This is a genomic window from Citrobacter sp. Ct235, assembly GCF_030332305.1.
Taxonomy (GTDB): Bacteria; Pseudomonadota; Gammaproteobacteria; order Enterobacterales; family Enterobacteriaceae; genus Citrobacter_A; species Citrobacter_A telavivensis.
The window spans coordinates 47,905-66,660 of sequence record NZ_JAOWIC010000036.1 but is presented as its reverse complement, the minus strand read 5'-3'; the positions used below and the strand labels follow the sequence as shown (position 1 = coordinate 66,660).

Below are 18,756 nucleotides of genomic sequence, written 5' to 3'. Positions count from 1 at the left end.
CGAAACTGCTTCTGCTCTCCTTTTTCAACACTGCCCATCGCCAGAGAGTCTTGCTTTCTGAAAACAGCCTGAAAAAACGATAAGAGTTTCCATGTTCCTTATGAAAAACTTTTATTCAATGTTTAGAAACTAATCACACTTTCAGACGAAACGAATATTAGCCAGGCTCTGCGCCCACTACACAAAAAACAGAACATGGCTGTGATCCATTTATCAAAATTGACTGGTTTATCGCGAGGGTAAATAAATGCTATTTAGTATACAACTTCTCATAATATTAATATGTTTGTTTTATGGTGCCAGAAAGGGCGGTATCGCGCTGGGTTTGTTAGGCGGTATCGGCCTGGTCATTCTGGTCTTCGTTTTCCACCTCCAGCCGGGTAAACCACCGGTTGACGTTATGCTGGTGATCATCGCGGTGGTCGCGGCCTCAGCAACCCTACAGGCCTCCGGGGGTCTGGATGTCATGTTGCAGATCGCAGAGAAACTGCTGCGCCGCAACCCAAAATATGTCTCTATCGTTGCGCCGTTCGTGACCTGTACCCTGACTATCCTCTGCGGTACCGGCCACGTGGTCTACACGATCCTGCCAATCATTTACGACGTTGCGATTAAAAACAACATTCGCCCGGAACGTCCAATGGCCGCCAGCTCCATCGGCGCGCAAATGGGGATTATCGCAAGTCCAGTATCAGTCGCAGTGGTTTCTCTGGTTGCGATGCTGGGTAATGTGACGTTTGAAGGTAAACACCTGGAATTCCTCGACCTGCTGGCAATCACCATCCCGTCCACGCTGTTGGGTATCCTGGCAATCGGTATTTTCAGCTGGTTCCGCGGTAAAGATCTGGATAAAGACGAAGACTTCCAGAAATTCATCTCCGTACCGGAAAACCATCACTACGTGTATGGTGACACCGCAACGCTGCTGGACAAAAAGCTGCCGAAAAGCAACTGGCTGGCGATGTGGATCTTCCTGGGTTCTATCGCGATTGTAGCCATTCTGGGTGCTTTCTCCGAGCTGCGTCCTTCCTTTGGCGGCAAAGCGTTGTCAATGGTGCTGGTTATCCAGATGTTCATGCTGTTGACCGGCGCGCTGATTATTATCCTGACCAAAACCAATCCCGCTTCAATCTCTAAAAACGAAGTCTTCCGTTCAGGTATGATCGCGATTGTGGCGGTGTACGGTATCGCCTGGATGGCAGAGACCATGTTCGGTGCCCATATGGATGAGATCCAGGGCGTGCTGGGCGAGATGGTGAAAGAGTATCCGTGGGCCTATGCAATTGTTCTGCTGCTGGTGTCCAAATTTGTTAACTCCCAGGCTGCGGCGCTGGCGGCTATCGTTCCAGTCGCTCTGGCGATCGGCGTTGACCCGGCGTACATCGTGGCATCTGCCCCGGCGTGCTACGGCTACTACATTCTGCCGACCTATCCAAGCGATCTGGCTGCGATTCAGTTTGACCGTTCCGGTACCACCCGCATTGGTCGTTTCGTCATCAACCACAGCTTTATTCTGCCAGGTTTGATTGGCGTGAGCGTCTCCTGCGTCTTTGGCTGGATCTTTGCTGCCATGTACGGATTCCTGTAAAGGTCTCCCGCGTGCCGCCCTTCACCGGGCGGCGCGTCACTTATGATATTAAAAGAAATCAATAGGCTGGAAGCACATGTCAAATAAAGAGTTCTTCTATCAGGCACCTTTCCCGATGGGGAAAGATGAAACAGAGTACTACCTGCTCACTTCCGATTATGTCAGCGTAAGTGAGTTTGAAGGCGAGTCCATACTGAAGGTTGAGCCGCAAGCCCTGACGCTACTGGCGCAACAAGCCTTCCACGATGCCTCCTTCATGCTCCGCCCCGAACATCAGCAACAAGTTGCCGCCATTCTCCACGACCCCGAAGCCAGCGAAAACGATAAATACGTCGCGCTGCAATTCCTGAGAAACTCCGAAATCGCCGCTAAAGGCATTCTGCCGACCTGTCAGGATACCGGTACGGCCATTATCATGGGGAAAAAAGGCCAGCGTGTCTGGACCGGGGGGGGTGACGAAGCCGCGTTGTCAAAAGGGGTGTACAACACCTATATCGAAGACAACCTGCGCTATTCACAGAACGCCGCGCTGGATATGTACAAAGAGGTGAACACCGGTACCAACCTGCCGGCACAGATCGACCTCTACACCGTTGATGGCGATGAATATAAGTTCCTCTGCGTGGCAAAAGGCGGCGGTTCTGCCAACAAAACCTATCTGTATCAGGAAACTAAAGCGCTGCTCACCCCGGGCAAGCTGAAAAATTTCCTCGTTGAGAAGATGCGTACCCTCGGCACCGCAGCCTGCCCGCCGTACCATATCGCCTTTGTGATTGGCGGTACGTCCGCAGAAAGCACGCTGAAAACCGTGAAGCTCGCCAGCACGCACTACTACGATGCGCTGCCGGTCACCGGTAACGAGCACGGTCAGGCGTTCCGCGACACACAACTGGAACAGGAACTGCTGGAAGAGGCACAAAAACTCGGTCTCGGCGCGCAGTTTGGCGGCAAATATTTCGCCCACGATATCCGCGTGATCCGCCTGCCGCGTCACGGTGCCTCCTGTCCGGTCGGTATGGGCGTCTCCTGCTCGGCAGACCGTAACATCAAGGCAAAAATCAACCGCGAAGGGATCTGGATCGAAAAACTGGAGCACAACCCAGGCCAGTACATCCCGCAAGCCCTGCGTCAGGCCGGCGAAGGCGAAGTGGTAAAAGTTGACCTCAACCGCCCGATGAAAGCGATCCTGGCTCAGCTTTCGCAGTACCCGGTTTCAACCCGCCTGTCGCTGACCGGAACCATTATCGTGGGTCGCGATATTGCGCATGCGAAGCTGAAAGAGCGTATCGAATCTGGCGAAGGGTTGCCGCAGTACATTAAAGATCACCCCATCTACTACGCGGGTCCGGCGAAAACACCGGCGGGCTATCCGTCAGGTTCACTAGGGCCGACCACCGCAGGCCGCATGGATTCCTATGTTGATCTGCTGCAATCACACGGCGGCAGCATGATCATGCTGGCGAAAGGCAACCGCAGTCAGCAGGTGACCGATGCCTGCCAGAAACACGGCGGCTTCTATCTGGGCAGCATTGGCGGCCCGGCCGCGGTCCTGGCGCAGCAGAGTATCAAGCATCTGGAATGCATTGAGTATCCGGAACTGGGTATGGAGGCTATCTGGAAAATTGAAGTGGAAGATTTCCCGGCGTTCATCCTGGTGGATGACAAAGGCAACGATTTCTTCCAGCAGATAGTCAGCAAGCAGTGCGCTAACTGCGCGAAATAACCTCTTCGGCCCGGCACCGGACGGTTCTCAACGTTTGAGGGCAGTCCGGTGATCCCCCCGGGCCACTTTTTATCCTCCCATAGCAGACGTTGAATTTTTATCGGTATCGGTGAATAGTCGTCTTTTCCCTTACTGAGAGAATCTCGATGATCCGCACACTGAATCCCGGCCTGCTCACTGTTGCTGCCCTGATACTGACGCTTATCCTCATCTACACCGGCGTCTCGGCGGGTGAGAAAATCACCTGGCTGATGGAAGTGACGCCGGTGATTATTGTGGTACCGCTGCTGCTGGCAACCGCAACGCGCTACCCGCTTACCCCGCTGCTTTATACGCTGATTTTCTTCCACGCCATCATCCTGATGGTCGGCGGAATGTACACCTACGCCAAAGTGCCCATCGGTTTTGAGGTGCAGGATTGGCTGGGCTTAAGCCGCAATCCGTACGACAAACTGGGTCATTTCTTCCAGGGGCTGGTGCCGGCACTGGTGGCGCGCGAAATTCTGCTTCGTGGAAAGATTGTTCGCGGAAACAAGATGCTGGCATTTCTGGTTTGCTGCGTGGCGCTGGCGATCAGCGCCACTTACGAGCTGATTGAATGGTGGGCGGCACTGGCGATGGGACAAGGCGCGGATGATTTTCTTGGTACCCAGGGAGACCCGTGGGATACCCAGTCAGACATGTTCTGCGCGCTGTTGGGCGCGTTAACCTCGGTGATGCTGCTGGCGCGCATTCATTGCCGACAGTTGAAGCGCTATCGGTTAATTGCCGGATAAGCCACAACGCCCTCCGGCAATTTGCACTATCCCCTGTTGCACTATCCCCTGCGGTATTTGATCACCAGAATCGGCAAGGCGAACACCAGCGTCAGGAAGTTCGCCATGCTGACCGCGGTGTCCTCAATGAGTAATCCGTAAATCAACCACATCACTAACCCGCAGACAAACATGACGTACATCAGTCCGGAAATCCCCTGCGTATTACGGGTGGTGATGACTTTTATCGCCTGCGGCAGAAAAGAGAGCGTGGTCAGGCTTGCCGCCAGATAGCCTATCAACGAAATCCATTCCATGATTACGCCTTCACATCGCCAGTCGCGCTAACCGGTATCGGGCGCGTTTCCGGATGCAAAGCGGACGGCGGCACTTTACGATACTTATCCAGCAAATGAATCTGGATCTTACGCAATGTATCGCCGTTCAGACGGTAGTAGCGGAAGTAAAGGATCAGCGTCACGATGAAAAACAGCGTCGGTAATGCAATCATGATGAACTGCATGCCCAGGATAGTTTCAGCAGACTGAACCGCATTGGGGATATAGCCAATGATCCCCAGCACCACGGCGATAAAGAAAGCCGAAAACGCGGAGCCGCCCTTTACCACCATCGTTTGCACAGCATAGGCAATGCTCTCGCAGCGCACGTTAAACTTATACTCACCGTAATCGACGGTGTCTGCCACCATGATCACCTGTAGTACCCAGAACAGCGCGGTGCCTATGTTCAGAAAGACTCCGGCCAGGCAGATAAGAAACACATTGTGGTATCCAGCCAGCGCCATGATTAACAATACCCCGCCGCTGAGAACCGGCATCACCGACGCGCCCGCCCATAAAATCCGCCGGGAAAGCGCCTTCGCCAGACGAGGAAAGAGGATCAGCGTCAATAAATTCGCCGCGCCGGCATAGGACAGGTAATACGGGAAAAGGTCAGCATCGCCAATCACATAGGTGAAATAATAAATCGCGAAACCGGTAATAATATTGGCGGCCACATTGTAAGCCAGCGCCATTCCCAGCAGACATGAGAGTTGATCGTTTTTGTAGATCAACGCGAGGATCGACTTCAGCGACAGCCGGGTACTGTCAGCGGTAGCCTCGCTGTCAGACGAATACACTTCATGCACATTGCGCAATGTCACGATGGTGGAGGCAATAAAGAACGCGATCAGCACCAGCGTGAACATCTGGAAACCGAACCCACGATCCTCCCCCCCAACATAATTCACAAACGGCAACGTCACCCCGGCGGTAACAAATCCCGCCAGACTGGCAAAGAAGCGCGGAAACGGTACCAGCTGCTCACGCTCACGTTTATCAAGCGTAATGGTCGGCACCAGCGACCAGAACGGAATATCCATGATGGTATACGTCATGCCCCACAGAATGTAGGTCACGCAGACAAAGACCACCTGTGCCGTGCCTTCAAACAGGTGGGCGCTAAACAGCAGAAACAGTACCAGCGAATTCGCCAGTGTGCCGAGCAGGATCCACGGTTTAAATTTTCCCCACCGCGACCGGGTGGCGTTCACAATCCAGCCCATTACCGGATCGTTGAACGCATTCCAGATCTTTGCCACCAGAAACAACGAACCCACGACACCCACCGATAACCCCACCACATCGGTGTAGTAATACATCAGGTACATATAGACGATGCCGATGGCGAAATCCTTACCAAACGCACCGAATCCGTAACTTAATTTTGTTGTCAGAGAGATGCTCATAGGGTACCGGGTCGCTGTTACCAGCGCCCGCCTTCTGTTATTAGAGAGGGTAAACGCCGGGTCTGAGTCCGGCGACGTTGACAATCAACGGTGTAACCAGGCGGGAAGCCAATCGCCGTGGGCGGCGATCAGGTCATCCACCAGCGCATAGATTTCCTCAATACCCAGTACGGCAGCGGTGTGCGGGTCCATCATGGTCGCATGGTAAACGCGATCGCGGTTTTCCGTCAGAATGGCTTCGGTCAATAGCGTCTGTACGTTGATATTGGTCTGCATCATCGCCGCCAGATGCGACGGAATCGCCCCGACTTTGGTTGGCTGAATACCATTAGCATCCACCAGACAGGCCACTTCCACGCAACTGCCCTGCGGCAGGTTGTCGATCAGCGCGTCGTTACGCACGTTGCCATAAATCACGCTCGGCTCACCCGTCCAGATGGCGTTCATAATGGTGCTGGCATATTCCCGTGACGGTTGAATATCGATACGCTCTGCGGTTTTGTACTCCTCCAGCTCTTTATGCCAGTTCGCCAGTTGCTCCACACAGCGTTTCGGGTACTCATCCAGTGGGATCTGGTAACGTTCGATCAGATCATCGCGGCCTGGCTTAATAAACCACGGGGTGTATTCAGCAAAGTGTTCCGAGGATTCGGTGACGAAATACCCCAGTTTTTTGAACATCTCGTAACGTACAATATTCTGGCAGCGATCGTTGCCATGAATGTTGGGCTTCGGTGCCTGCCCGGCGTCATAGGCTGCCAGCAGTTCCGGATAGAGATTCACATACGTGCCATCGGCGGTTTTACGTTCCAGTTCGAGATAAAACGCCATATGGTTAATACCGGCGCTGCGATAGCGTAATGAAGCAGGATCAATGTTCAGATCGCGAGCCAGCTCTTCCGCCGTTCCCTGCACGGAGTGGCAAAGCCCCACTTGTTTAATGTGCGGATAGCGGGCATACATCGCCCAGGTATTCATTGCCATCGGGTTGACGTAATTCAGCAGGGTGGCATCCGGACAGACTTGCGTCATATCTTCACAGATCTGCCACAGGTGCGGGATAGTGCGCAGCGCGCGCATAATGCCGCCAGGGCCGAGCGTATCGGCAATGGTTTGCTCCAGACCGTGACGTTTACAGACGTCAAAATCGGTCACCGTGCAGGGCTCATAGCCGCCAATCTGAAAGGCGACAACGACAAAATCGGCATCCTGTAGTGCCGCTTTTTGTTCTGTATGACAGGTAATGTGTCCGGACGCACCGGCAGAATCCATTAGCTTACGTACAACGACGTGCGACTCTTCAAGGCGCGTCTCATCGATATCCATCAGAGCAATATGCGCCGACTTCAGCGCCTCGCGGTGAAAGACATCGCCAAGAATGTTTTTCACGAAAATCGTTGAACCGGCGCCGATAAAGGTAATTTTGGGTGCTGTCATCATGACTCTCCAGAACAGTAGTGAACAGATTCATGGTGGCACGCGATCTGAGTGAAAACCTCCGTCTTCCCCGATGAGCATTCCCGAAAACTCAGATCCTCTGCTGGTCGCACGGCGATCTGAGTTTTTGGGACAAAATAGCCAGAAAAGCAGAGTATCCGGGCGGTTATAAGGGCTACTATCAATTACAACCGTCGGTTTTGTGTCCGAATTCCCGGTTCTGTTCCCGTAAAGCTGGCATGATTCTGACAATTCAGGAAACGGAGTGTCGATGAGCACGCAACCAATCCCCTTTCTCCCACCTGACCCGCATATGTGCAATGGTGACGAAAAACAGACGCGCAGTCCGCTGTCGCTCTATTCCGAATATCAACGGATGGATATTGAGCTACGCCCGCCACATGCGATGGCCGCCAGTCACTGGCATGGTCAGGTCGAGGTAAATGTCCCCTTTGACGGGGACGTGGAGTATCTGATCAACAATGAGGTTGTACAGATAAAACAAGGGCATATCACAATGTTCTGGGCCTGTACGCCACATCAGCTTACCCGTCCCGGCAACTGCCGGCAGATGGCGATTTTCAGTTTGCCGATGCACCTGTTTCTCTCCTGGCCGCTGGACAGGGAGCTTATCAACCATGTCACACACGGCATGGTGATTAAATCCCTGGCCACTCAGCAACTCAGTACCTTTGAAGTTCTGCGCTGGCAGCAGGAGACAAACAGCCCAAATGAACAAATTCGTCAACTGGCGATCGATGAAATCGGCCTGATGCTTAAGCGCTTTAGCCTTTCCGGCTGGCAGCCGATTTTGCTCAACAAAACCTCACGCACGCATAAGAATAGCGTTTCGCGCCACGCGCAGTTTTACGTCAGCCAGATGTTGGGATTTATTGCTGATAATTACGATCAGGCACTCACCATTAATGACGTCGCGGACCATGTGAAACTCAATGCCAACTATGCGATGGGGATATTTCAACGCGTGATGCAGCTGACCCTGAAGCAATACATCACCGCCATGCGGATTAATCACGTCCGCGCCCTGCTCAGCGATACGGATAAAACCATTCTCGACGTGGCGCTGACAGCAGGCTTCCGCTCCAGTAGTCGTTTTTACAGTACCTTCAGTAAATATGTCGGCATGTCACCGCAACAATACCGTAAGTTGAGCCAGCAGCGTCGGCAGCTCATGGTCGGGTGACGCGTGATATCACTATCAGCTCAAAAAATAGTTCAGCTGTCGATAAACTGCTGCAAAAAACACCAGAAAAATCACTTTAACACATTGTTTATAAACAACTAATTTCAAAAAATCATCGTTTTACCCCCTCTTTACACCTTTTTTTGTCAGGGTAATACTTGCCCGCATCACAGATTCCTCCACAACCGGGTAAAAGATGATGAAAGTATTAATTGTTGAAAGTGAATTTCTGCATCAGGACACCTGGGTCGGCAAGGCCGTGGAACGTCTGGCAGACGCCTTAAGTCGGCAAAATGTTACCGTCATTAAGTCCACGTCTTTCGACGACGGCTACGCCATCCTTTCGGCAAACGAAGCCATTGATTGCCTGATGTTCAGCTATCAAATGGAACATCCTGATGAACATCAGAACGTCAGAGAACTGATCGGTAAGCTTCATGAGCGCCAGCAAAACGTGCCGGTCTTTCTGTTAGGTGACAGAGAGAAAGCCACCGCATCGCTGGACCGCGATATGCTGGAGCTTGTCGATGAGTTCGCCTGGATCCTCGAAGACACCGCTGACTTTATCGCAGGCCGCGCCGTTGCGGCGATGACCCGTTATCGCCAACAACTATTACCGCCGCTGTTCAATGCGCTGATGAAGTACAGCGATATCCACGAATACTCCTGGGCCGCGCCGGGCCACCAGGGCGGTGTGGGTTTTACCAAAACGCCTGCCGGTCGCTTCTATCATGATTATTACGGCGAAAACCTGTTCCGCAGCGACATGGGGATTGAGCGTGCATCGCTGGGCTCCCTGCTCGATCACACCGGTGCCTTTGGCGAAAGTGAAAAGTACGCCGCACGGGTATTTGGCGCAGACCGCTCCTGGTCCGTAGTGGTCGGGACCTCCGGTTCTAACCGTACCATTATGCAGGCCTGTATGACCGATAACGATGTGGTGGTACTGGACCGTAACTGCCATAAATCGATCGAACAGGGGCTGATCCTGACCGGGGCGAAACCGGTGTATATGGTGCCGAGCCGTAACCGCTACGGCATCATCGGCCCTATCTACCCACAGGAAATGCAGCCGGAAACGCTACAGCAAAAAATCAGCGAAAGTAAACTAACCAAGGATAAAGTGGGACAAAAGCCCTCTTACAGCGTCGTAACCAACTGCACTTATGACGGTGTCTGCTATAACGCGAAATCCGCACAGGCGTTACTGGCGCAAACCACCGACCGTATCCACTTCGATGAAGCCTGGTACGGGTATGCTCGCTTCAATCCGATTTACGCCGATCACTATGCAATGCGCGGCGAACCGGGCGATCACAGCGGTCCTACCGTTTTTGCCACCCACTCCACGCACAAACTGCTGAACGCGCTCTCTCAGGCCTCTTACATTCATGTGCGGGAAGGTCGCGGCGCAGTGAATTTCTCCCGCTTCAACCAGGCATACATGATGCATGCCACCACCTCGCCGCTGTATGCCATTTGCGCATCCAACGACGTCGCGGTCTCGATGATGGACGGCAACAGCGGCCTGTCGTTGACTCAGGAAGTGATCGACGAAGCCATCGACTTCCGCCAGGCCATGGCGCGTCTGTATAAAGCGTTCAGCGCCGACGGCGACTGGTTCTTCAAGCCGTGGAACAAAGAGGTGGTCACCGATCCACAGACCGGTAAAACATTCGATTTTGCTGATGCTCCGGCGAAACTGCTGGCCACTGACCAGAACTGCTGGGTGATGCGTCCAGGCGAATCCTGGCACGGCTTTAAGGACTTACCCGATAACTGGAGTATGCTCGACCCGATCAAGGTCAGTATCCTTGCACCGGGTATGGGCGACGATGGCGAACTGGAAGAGACGGGTGTGCCTGCTGCTCTGGTCACCGCCTGGCTTGGACGTCACGGTATCGTACCGACCCGTACCACCGATTTTCAGATTATGTTCCTGTTCTCGATGGGCATCACCCGTGGGAAATGGGGGACGCTGATCAATACGCTGTGCTCCTTCAAACATCACTACGATGCCAACACCCCGCTGGCGCAGGTCATGCCGGAACTGGTGGAGGAACATCCCCAAACCTATGCCAACATGGGGATCCACGATCTGGGCGACCAGATGTTTGCCTGGCTGCGTGAGAACAACCCAGGCGCGCAACTGAACGCCGCCTATTCCGGGCTGCCGGTTGCCGAGATCACGCCGCGTGAGGCTTATAACGCCATCGTTAACGACAACATCGAAATGGTTGCCATTGAGAATTTGCCGGGACGTATCGCGGCGAACTCCGTCATCCCTTACCCGCCGGGAATTCCGATGCTGCTCTCCGGCGAGAACTTTGGTGATGAAAACAGTCCGCAGGTTGCTTATCTTCGCGCTCTGCAATCCTGGGATCATCACTTCCCTGGCTTCGAGCATGAAACCGAAGGCACTGAAATCATTGATGGCGTCTATCACGTGATGTGCGTGAAAGCGTAAGTCTATTCCGACGACTGCGTCATGAAATGGCCATCCTGATGCAGCCTGGTTTTGGCCACAAGGTGATGACGTGCGTTTCCTGAGTATTGCTGAAAAAAACTAACATTGTCATACCTTTTTGCGCGGGTGCCCCCCGCGCTTTTTTTTATCCACAATGCAGGGTTTCCACCGCGTAAAAATTTCTGTACATAGTATTTAGCTGGCGCCTATTGTAATTTTAACCAAAACCATTATTTTATTGTGGACTTCATTCGTCATACAAATCAAAATATCTGTTTTATCTCTCCCCTTTGGCGAGAACGGGTATTTTATGTTCATATTTCGGGAGTTGGGGTATGAGAATTTTCAGCAATAATCCTTGCATCATAGTGTTAACTGAAAAAGACGTCTGGCTACGTGTAAATGGTAAAGAGGCTATCAATTTAAAAGCTAATCATATGGCACTCATCGCCTGTGAAAATAACATCGTCGATATATCATCAATTAATAACGCACTGGTCGCACATATTAACCGCGATATAATTAAAGACTACCTTCGTTTCTTAAATAAAGATCTCACGGCTATTCCACTCTGGCAACGGAGCGCCTCCCCGGTATTAACCGCCGATTGTCTGACCCCCGATGTTTTTCGGGTAGCGGCGCAACACAGCATTGCGCATACCGACAGTCCAGGTGAAGAGGAACGCACGCGCGCCCTGCTGTTCACCGTGTTATCACGTTTCCTCGACAGTAAGAAGTTCATGCCCCTGCTCATGTATATGCTGCGAAGTCGCGTCAGCGACAGCGTTTATCATATTATTGAGAGTGATATTCATAAAGCCTGGAATCTTAACCAGGTCGCCCGTTGCCTCTGTCTTAGCCCGAGTTTGCTAAAGAAGAAACTCAAAAGCGAAAATACCAGCTACAGTCAAATCATCACCACTTGCCGCATGCGCTACGCCGTTAATCAGCTCCTGATGGATGGCAAGAATATATCCCAGGTCTCCGAACTGTGTGGTTATAACAGTACATCTTACTTTATCTCTGTGTTCAAAGAGTATTATGGCATGACCCCATTGCATTATGTCAGCCAGTTTAAAGACCGTGCAGTAGCGTGATTTTTGATCGCTTTACAATGAGCCACGATAATATCAGCATTAGCGATAACCCGTACCGGACATAATTCAACCGACTCCTGAAGGCGTATTATAGAACATCATTTGTTGTTCCTTTCAGGAGTCTATTTATGTCCTCGGATGCTGATGCTCACAAAGTGGGCTTAATCCCCGTCACCTTAATGGTGTCGGGGAATATAATGGGTTCAGGGGTTTTCCTGCTGCCTGCTAACCTGGCCGCCACCGGCGGGATTGCAATCTACGGATGGTTAGTCACGATTATTGGCGCGCTGGCGCTGTCGATGGTCTACGCGAAAATGTCGTCCTTAGATCCCAGTCCCGGCGGTTCTTACGCTTACGCACGCCGCTGCTTTGGGCCGTTCCTCGGTTATCAAACCAACGTGTTGTACTGGCTGGCCTGCTGGATCGGTAACATCGCGATGGTCGTTATCGGCGTCGGTTACCTAAGCTACTTCTTCCCGATTCTGAAAGACCCGCTGGTGCTGACGCTGACCTGCGTGGTGGTACTGTGGATCTTCGTTCTGCTCAATATTGTCGGTCCGAAAATGATCACCCGCGTTCAGGCCGTCGCCACCGTGCTGGCGCTGGTCCCCATCGTCGGTATCGCGGTGTTTGGCTGGTTCTGGTTTCGTGGCGAAACCTATATGGCCGCCTGGAACGTGAGCGGTATGAACACCTTTGGTGCGATTCAGAGCACCCTTAACGTCACACTATGGTCGTTCATCGGGGTCGAAAGCGCTTCGGTCGCGGCAGGGGTGGTCAAAAACCCGAAACGCAACGTGCCGATTGCCACCATTGGCGGCGTGTTGATTGCTGCCGTGTGCTACGTGCTCTCCACGACCGCCATCATGGGGATGATCCCCAACGCTGCGCTGCGCGTCTCCGCATCACCGTTCGGTGACGCGGCACGCATGGCGCTGGGCAATACCGCCGGCGCGATTGTCTCCTTCTGCGCGGCAGCAGGTTGTTTAGGCTCACTGGGTGGCTGGACGCTGCTGGCCGGGCAGACCGCAAAAGCCGCCGCCGATGACGGTCTTTTCCCGCCCATTTTTGCCCGCGTGAATAAGGCCGGTACGCCGGTTGCCGGGCTGATTATCGTCGGTATTCTGATGACGGTCTTCCAGTTCAGCAGCATGTCGCCCAACGCCGCGAAAGAGTTTGGTCTCGTCTCCTCGGTGTCCGTCATCTTTACGCTGGTGCCGTATCTGTACACCTGCGCTGCGCTGCTGTTGCTCGGCCACGGACACTTCGGCAAAGCGCGTCCGCTCTATCTGCTGGTGACCTTTGTCGCCTTTATCTACTGCATCTGGGCGGTGGTCGGTTCCGGCGCGAAAGAGGTGATGTGGTCGTTTGTGACCCTGATGATCATCACCGCGCTGTACGCCCTGAACTACAACCGGATCCACAAAAACCCCTTCCCGCTGGATGCGCCGGTTAACCGGAACTAACCCCCGTCATTTTCCCCCCATTAAGCCAACCTTAAGTTCTTAAGGTTGGCTTAACTTTACTTTGCGAGGATCGGCGCTACTTAGTCTACGGAAGCTCCACCATGTTAAAGCGCATTATCAAAAGACCCATTCTCAGCCTGTTGGCCTGGTTACTACTGGTTTCATTCTATTTGTCTGTTTGTCTGAACATCGCATTCTACAAGCAGGTTGTGCAGGCCCTGCCGCTGGATTCCCTGCGTAACGTACTGGTCTTCTTATCAATGCCGGTGGTGGCGTTCAGCGTCATCAATATTGTCCTGACGCTGGCCTCTTTCCTGTGGCTAAACCGCCTGCTGGCCTGCCTGTTTATTCTGATGGCCGCGTCGGCGCAGTACTTCATCATGACCTACGGCATCATCATCGACCGCTCGATGATTGCCAATATGGTGGATACCACGCCTGCCGAAACGTTTGCCCTGATGACGCCGCGAATGGTTCTCACACTCGGTCTTAGCGGCATTCTGGCGGCGTTCGTCGCCTGCTGGATCAAAATCAAACCGACCACGCCGGCCCTGCGCAGCGTGCTGTATCGCGCCGCCAACGTGCTGGTGTCGGTATTATTGATTGTTCTGGTGGCGGCCTTTTTCTATAAAGATTACGCCTCGCTGTTTCGCAACAATAAGGAACTGGTCAAAGCCCTCAGCCCGTCAAACGGCATTGTCGCCAGTTCGTCCTGGTACTCCCATCAACGCCTCGCGCACCTGCCGCTGGTACGTATCGGTGAAGATGCACATCGCAATCCGCAGATGCCGCAAGAGAAGCGTAAAAATCTGACCATCCTGATCGTCGGTGAAACCTCACGTGGCGAAAACTTCTCGCTTGGCGGTTACTCACGTGAAACCAACCCATTGTTAGCAAAAGATAATGTGGTCTACTTCCCGCGCACCACGTCGTGTGGTACCGCCACGGCGGTGTCTGTGCCATGCATGTTCTCCAACATGCCGCGCAAGCACTACGACGAAGAACTGGCGCAGCATCAGGAAGGCATGCTCGATATTATCCAGCGCGCGGGGATTAACGTGCTGTGGAACGACAACGACGGCGGCTGTAAAGGCGCTTGCGATCGCGTACCGCATCAGAATATGACGGCGCTAAACCTGAAAGGTGAATGCATCGACGGCGAATGCTATGACGAGGTGCTGTTCCACGGTCTGGAGGAGTACATCAACAGCCTGAAGAGCGACGGGGTGATCGTGCTGCATACCATTGGTAGCCACGGCCCCACCTATTACAACCGTTACCCGCCGCAGTTCAGGAAATTTACCCCGACCTGCGATACCAATGAAATCCAGACCTGTTCACAGGAACAATTAGTGAACACGTACGATAATACCGTGCTGTATGTCGACTATATTGTTGATAAAACGATTAATCTCCTGAAAGCGCATCAGGACAAATTTACCACCAGCCTGGTTTATCTTTCCGACCACGGCGAGTCGCTGGGCGAAAACGGCGTCTATCTGCACGGCCTGCCGTATGCCATTGCGCCAGATGCGCAGAAGCATGTGCCGATGCTGCTGTGGCTGTCAGAGGATTATCAGCAGCGCTACCAGGTTGATGCAAACTGCCTGCAAAAACAGGCGCACGATCGGGACTACTCGCAGGACAATCTTTTCTCGACCATGCTGGGACTGACCGGCGTACAGACCACGCAATATCAAGCCGCAGATGATATTCTGCAGCCTTGCAGGAGAACCACTGAATGAAAATATTGATTGTTGAAGACGATACGCTGCTTTTGCAGGGCTTGATTCTGGCGGCGCAAACCGAAGGGTATGCCTGCGATGGCGTGTCGACCGCCCGCGCGGCTGAGCAATGCCTGGAGACCGGTCATTACAGTCTGGTGGTGCTGGATCTCGGCCTGCCTGACGAAGATGGCCTGCATTTTCTTACCCGCATCCGGCAGAAAAAATATACCCTGCCGGTGCTGATCCTCACCGCGCGCGACACGCTCGGCGATAAGATTTCCGGGCTGGACGTCGGCGCGGATGATTATCTGGTGAAGCCTTTTGCGCTGGAAGAGTTGCACGCCCGTATTCGCGCGCTGCTGCGTCGTCACAATAACCAGGGCGAGAGCGAACTGGTCGTCGGCAATCTGACGCTGAACATGGGCCGTCGGCAGGTGTGGAAAGAGGGAGAAGAGTTAATCCTCACCCCCAAAGAGTACGCGCTGCTGTCACGCCTGATGTTGAAATCGGGAAGTCCGGTGCACCGGGAAATTCTCTATAACGACATCTATAACTGGGATAACGAACCGTCGACCAACACCCTGGAAGTGCATATCCACAACCTGCGCGATAAAGTTGGAAAGTCACGTATTCGTACCGTGCGCGGTTTTGGCTACATGTTGGTGGCGACCGCGACTGAGGAAAGCTAATTGAATCTGAAGCGTTTTCTGCGCCAGCCAATGACCCTGCGTCGGCGGTTGATGATAACCATCGGCATGATTTTGCTGGTTTTCCAGCTTATCAGCACCTTCTGGCTCTGGCACGAAAGCACTGAGCAGATCCAGTTGTTTGAACAGGCGCTGCGGGATAACCGCAATAACGATCGCCACATCATGCATGAAATCCGCGAGGCGGTCGCCAGTCTGATCGTCCCCAGCGTGTTTATGGTGGGGTTAACGCTGTTCATTTGCTATCAGGCCGTTCGCCGCATCACCCGTCCGCTCGCCAATCTGCAACAAGAGTTAGAGACCCGCACGGCGGATAATCTCTCCCCCATCGAAATTCACAGTTCGACGGTCGAAATTGAAGCGGTTGTTTCCGCACTCAACCAGTTGGTGAATCGACTGACCGCAACCATCGAGAACGAACGCCTGTTTACCGCCGACGTCGCACACGAGTTGCGAACGCCGTTATCGGGTGTTCGCCTGCATCTGGAGCTGTTGTCAAAGGCGCATAACGTGGATGTCACCCCGCTGCTTGGCCGTCTGGATCAAATGATGGACAGCGTCTCGCAGCTCCTACAACTCGCCCGCGTGGGCCAGTCCTTTTCATCGGGAAATTATCAACAGGTCAGGCTGCTGGAAGATGTTGTCCTGCCGTCTTACGATGAGCTGAGCACAATGCTGGAACAGCGCGAACAAACGCTGTTGCTGCTGCCCGATCGTCAGGACGATGCCATCGTGCAGGGCGATGCGACGCTGCTGCGAATGCTGCTGCGCAATCTGGTAGAGAACGCCCATCGCTACAGTCCGGAAGGAACTACCATCACCATTACGCTAAATGTTAATGATCGGGCAACCATGGCGGTAGAAGATGAAGGACCGGGGATCGACGAGAGCAAGTGCGGCGAACTCAGCAAAGCCTTCGTACGCATGGACAGCCGTTACGGCGGAATCGGCCTGGGGTTAAGCATTGTCAGCCGCATTACGCAGCTGCATCACGGGCAGTTTTTCCTGCAAAATCGCAGTGGAACAACCGGAACCCGCGCGTCGGTGATATTGAAGAAGGCTTAGTAGGTTGAGACCCAAATGTACAGGAAGCTACTGACAATCACTACGCTGAACACGGTCATTACACTTTCATAAACACGCTGTTTCATCACACTCTCCTCCAGGGTATGGAGGAGAGTGTGCCAGTCAGAGATTAAGCGAACCTTAAGGCTTACTCGTCAATCCGTGGATGCTGCTGCACCAGGCGCGTACGCTTCATCTGCAGGTCAGCAATCTCCTGATCGATATCCTCAATTTTCTGCTCAATGTTATCGTAGTGCTCGCCGAGAATTTCTTTCGCTTCCTGAATATCCGAGGCCGCAGGCGTTGCCCCTTTCAGCGGCTGGTTCGCGGTCTCTTTCATGGTGATACCCGTAATGAAACCAATCACGGCGATCGCCATCAGGTAGTAGGCTGGCATCATCAGATTCTGCGAACTTTCCACCAGCCAGGCCGCCAGCGTTGGCGTCAGACCGGCAATCAGTACCGAAATGTTAAAGGCCGCCGCCAGCGCACTGTAACGAATGTGCGTCGGGAACATGGCCGGCAGCGAAGAGGCCATCACCCCGGTGAAGCAGTTGAGGATCACCGCCAACATCAGCAAACCAGCAAAAATCAGGCCGATGATATTGCTGTTAATCAGGATAAAGGCCGGAATGGCCAGCGCAAACAGCGCGATACTGCCCATGATTACGAACGGGCGACGGCCAAAGCGGTCACTCAGCAGCCCCATCACCGGCTGAACAAACAGCATCCCGATCATAATAGCGATGATAATCAGCACGCCGTGATCTTCAGAGTAATGCAGGTTATGCGACAGATAGCTCGGCATATAGGTCAGCAGCATGTAGTAGGTGACGTTGGTGGCAATCACCAGGCCAATACAGGCCAGCAGGCTGCGCCAGTGCTTAGTGGCAATCTCTTTAAAGGAGATTTTTGGCCCGTCCTGCAAACCTTCGCGATCGCCCTGCTCCAGCTTATCAACGTGCTGCTGGAACGCCGGCGTCTCTTCCAGCGCATGACGCAGATAGAGTCCGATAATCCCTAACGGCAGGGCGATAAAGAACGGAATACGCCAGCCCCATTCCAGGAAGTTCTCTTCCCCGACAACCGTCGAAATCAGCACCACCACGCCCGCCCCCAGCACGAACCCGGCAATGGAGCCGAAATCCAGCCAGCTTCCCATAAAGCCGCGTTTACGGTCCGGGGAATACTCGGCCACAAAGATCGACGCGCCGGTGTACTCACCGCCGACAGAGAAGCCCTGTGCCATCTTACACAACAGCAGCAGGACAGGTGCCCAGATGCCTATCGAGGCGTAGGACGGTATCAGGCCGATACAGAAAGTACTGATCGACATAATCACAATGGTGATGGCAAGAATCTTCTGGCGACCATATTTATCGCCAAGCATACCGAAGAACAAACCGCCAAGCGGACGAATCAAAAAGGGAACAGAGAAGGTGGCAAGGGCGGCAATCATCTGCACGCTGGGGTCAGCCCCCGGGAAGAACACTTTACCTAATGCGTAAGCAACAAACCCATAAACCCCAAAATCAAACCACTCCATCGCGTTACCCAGCGACGCTGCGGTAATCGCCTTGCGCAATTTACCGTCATCAATAATCGTGACATCGCGAAGCGTAATCGGTTTTACTTTTTTCCTTTTCAGCATAGCTGTCCTCGTAGACTAAGCCCTGTCTCGCTGCATACCGACGCCATTGGCGCAGTGAGCGCAAACGTCGTCGTCGAGCGCGGAGTTACTCAGGTGCAACTCCTGTAACAAGCGTAGCA

General features: G+C 53.3%; 15 protein-coding genes. 10 read left to right on the top strand and 5 right to left on the bottom strand.

The window, feature by feature from the left end; genetic code table 11:
* Nucleotides 1-247 precede the first annotated feature (247 nt).
* From dcuB to OGY35_RS03400, 3 genes are all read left to right on the top strand, one after another.
* Nucleotides 248-1,588, top strand: a complete 1,341-nt coding sequence (gene dcuB, locus OGY35_RS03410) for an anaerobic C4-dicarboxylate transporter DcuB (protein WP_046494043.1) — start codon at nt 248-250, stop codon at nt 1,586-1,588.
* Nucleotides 1,589-1,664: 76 nt separating this feature from the next.
* The gene (gene fumA, locus OGY35_RS03405) at nt 1,665-3,311 is read left to right on the top strand and encodes a class I fumarate hydratase FumA (RefSeq protein ID WP_152401547.1); all 1,647 of its coding nucleotides are present in this window, start codon (nt 1,665-1,667) and stop codon (nt 3,309-3,311) included.
* Between the two features lie 146 nt (nt 3,312-3,457).
* The gene (locus OGY35_RS03400; RefSeq protein WP_152401544.1) at nt 3,458-4,087 is read left to right on the top strand and encodes a DUF2238 domain-containing protein; all 630 of its coding nucleotides are present in this window, start codon (nt 3,458-3,460) and stop codon (nt 4,085-4,087) included.
* Between the two features lie 41 nt (nt 4,088-4,128).
* Here the strand turns inward: OGY35_RS03400 and OGY35_RS03395 are convergent, their stop codons facing one another.
* The 3 genes from OGY35_RS03395 to OGY35_RS03385 form a co-directional block, all read right to left on the bottom strand.
* Nucleotides 4,129-4,383, bottom strand: coding sequence for a SemiSWEET transporter (locus OGY35_RS03395; RefSeq protein WP_061075522.1), 255 nt, complete (start codon nt 4,381-4,383; stop codon nt 4,129-4,131).
* 2 nt (nt 4,384-4,385) lie between these two features.
* Entirely contained in the window at nt 4,386-5,816 is a 1,431-nt protein-coding gene (gene melB / locus OGY35_RS03390) for a melibiose:sodium transporter MelB (protein ID WP_286631418.1), read from the bottom strand.
* A gap of 84 nt (nt 5,817-5,900) precedes the next feature.
* Nucleotides 5,901-7,256, bottom strand: a complete 1,356-nt coding sequence (locus tag OGY35_RS03385; RefSeq protein WP_286631417.1) for an alpha-glucosidase/alpha-galactosidase — start codon at nt 7,254-7,256, stop codon at nt 5,901-5,903.
* Between the two features lie 268 nt (nt 7,257-7,524).
* On the opposite strand from OGY35_RS03385, the gene melR reads away from it, so the two are divergent.
* The 7 genes from melR to pmrB all read left to right on the top strand — a co-directional run bounded on the left by melR (nt 7,525) and on the right by pmrB (nt 16,986).
* Nucleotides 7,525-8,457 (top strand): transcriptional regulator MelR, encoded by a 933-nt coding sequence (gene melR / locus OGY35_RS03380; protein ID WP_152401535.1) that lies wholly within the window; start codon nt 7,525-7,527, stop codon nt 8,455-8,457.
* A gap of 199 nt (nt 8,458-8,656) precedes the next feature.
* The gene (adiA, locus tag OGY35_RS03375; protein WP_286631456.1) at nt 8,657-10,924 is read left to right on the top strand and encodes an arginine decarboxylase; all 2,268 of its coding nucleotides are present in this window, start codon (nt 8,657-8,659) and stop codon (nt 10,922-10,924) included.
* A 335-nt stretch (nt 10,925-11,259) separates the two neighbouring features.
* Complete coding sequence (locus OGY35_RS03370) at nt 11,260-12,021, top strand: AraC family transcriptional regulator (protein WP_286631416.1); 762 nt, start codon at nt 11,260-11,262, stop codon at nt 12,019-12,021.
* A gap of 128 nt (nt 12,022-12,149) precedes the next feature.
* On the top strand, nt 12,150-13,487 hold the full coding sequence (adiC, locus tag OGY35_RS03365; RefSeq protein WP_046494030.1) for an arginine/agmatine antiporter: 1,338 nt from the start codon (nt 12,150-12,152) through the stop codon (nt 13,485-13,487).
* 101 nt (nt 13,488-13,588) lie between these two features.
* Complete coding sequence (gene eptA, locus OGY35_RS03360; RefSeq protein WP_286631415.1) at nt 13,589-15,232, top strand: phosphoethanolamine transferase EptA; 1,644 nt, start codon at nt 13,589-13,591, stop codon at nt 15,230-15,232.
* A complete protein-coding gene (basR, locus tag OGY35_RS03355; RefSeq protein WP_125370199.1) occupies nt 15,229-15,903 on the top strand; it encodes a two-component system response regulator BasR in 675 nt (224 codons plus the stop codon). The genes eptA and basR overlap by 4 nt, the downstream gene beginning before the upstream one ends.
* On the top strand, nt 15,904-16,986 hold the full coding sequence (gene pmrB / locus OGY35_RS03350; RefSeq protein ID WP_286631414.1) for a two-component system sensor histidine kinase PmrB: 1,083 nt from the start codon (nt 15,904-15,906) through the stop codon (nt 16,984-16,986).
* On the opposite strand, the gene pmrR is transcribed toward pmrB, so the two are convergent.
* Both pmrR and proP read right to left on the bottom strand, forming a co-directional pair.
* Entirely contained in the window at nt 16,983-17,072 is a 90-nt protein-coding gene (pmrR, locus tag OGY35_RS03345) for an LpxT activity modulator PmrR (RefSeq protein WP_152401524.1), read from the bottom strand. The genes pmrB and pmrR overlap by 4 nt on opposite strands.
* Before the next feature lie 62 nt (nt 17,073-17,134).
* Nucleotides 17,135-18,637 carry a glycine betaine/L-proline transporter ProP gene (gene proP / locus OGY35_RS03340; protein WP_286631413.1) on the bottom strand — a complete coding sequence of 501 codons (1,503 nt, stop codon included), beginning with the start codon at nt 18,635-18,637 and terminating at the stop codon, nt 17,135-17,137.
* Between the last annotated feature and the right edge of the window lie 119 nt (nt 18,638-18,756).

Coding starts and splice junctions, on each gene's coding strand:
- dcuB (WP_046494043.1), top strand. CDS start 248: ATGCTATTTAGTATACAACTTCTCATAATATTAATATGTTTGTTTTAT.
- fumA (WP_152401547.1), top strand. CDS start 1,665: ATGTCAAATAAAGAGTTCTTCTATCAGGCACCTTTCCCGATGGGGAAA.
- OGY35_RS03400 (WP_152401544.1), top strand. CDS start 3,458: ATGATCCGCACACTGAATCCCGGCCTGCTCACTGTTGCTGCCCTGATA.
- OGY35_RS03395 (WP_061075522.1), bottom strand. CDS start 4,383: ATGGAATGGATTTCGTTGATAGGCTATCTGGCGGCAAGCCTGACCACG.
- melB (WP_286631418.1), bottom strand. CDS start 5,816: ATGAGCATCTCTCTGACAACAAAATTAAGTTACGGATTCGGTGCGTTT.
- OGY35_RS03385 (WP_286631417.1), bottom strand. CDS start 7,256: ATGATGACAGCACCCAAAATTACCTTTATCGGCGCCGGTTCAACGATT.
- melR (WP_152401535.1), top strand. CDS start 7,525: ATGAGCACGCAACCAATCCCCTTTCTCCCACCTGACCCGCATATGTGC.
- adiA (WP_286631456.1), top strand. CDS start 8,657: ATGAAAGTATTAATTGTTGAAAGTGAATTTCTGCATCAGGACACCTGG.
- OGY35_RS03370 (WP_286631416.1), top strand. CDS start 11,260: ATGAGAATTTTCAGCAATAATCCTTGCATCATAGTGTTAACTGAAAAA.
- adiC (WP_046494030.1), top strand. CDS start 12,150: ATGTCCTCGGATGCTGATGCTCACAAAGTGGGCTTAATCCCCGTCACC.
- eptA (WP_286631415.1), top strand. CDS start 13,589: ATGTTAAAGCGCATTATCAAAAGACCCATTCTCAGCCTGTTGGCCTGG.
- basR (WP_125370199.1), top strand. CDS start 15,229: ATGAAAATATTGATTGTTGAAGACGATACGCTGCTTTTGCAGGGCTTG.
- pmrR (WP_152401524.1), bottom strand. CDS start 17,072: ATGAAACAGCGTGTTTATGAAAGTGTAATGACCGTGTTCAGCGTAGTG.
- proP (WP_286631413.1), bottom strand. CDS start 18,637: ATGCTGAAAAGGAAAAAAGTAAAACCGATTACGCTTCGCGATGTCACG.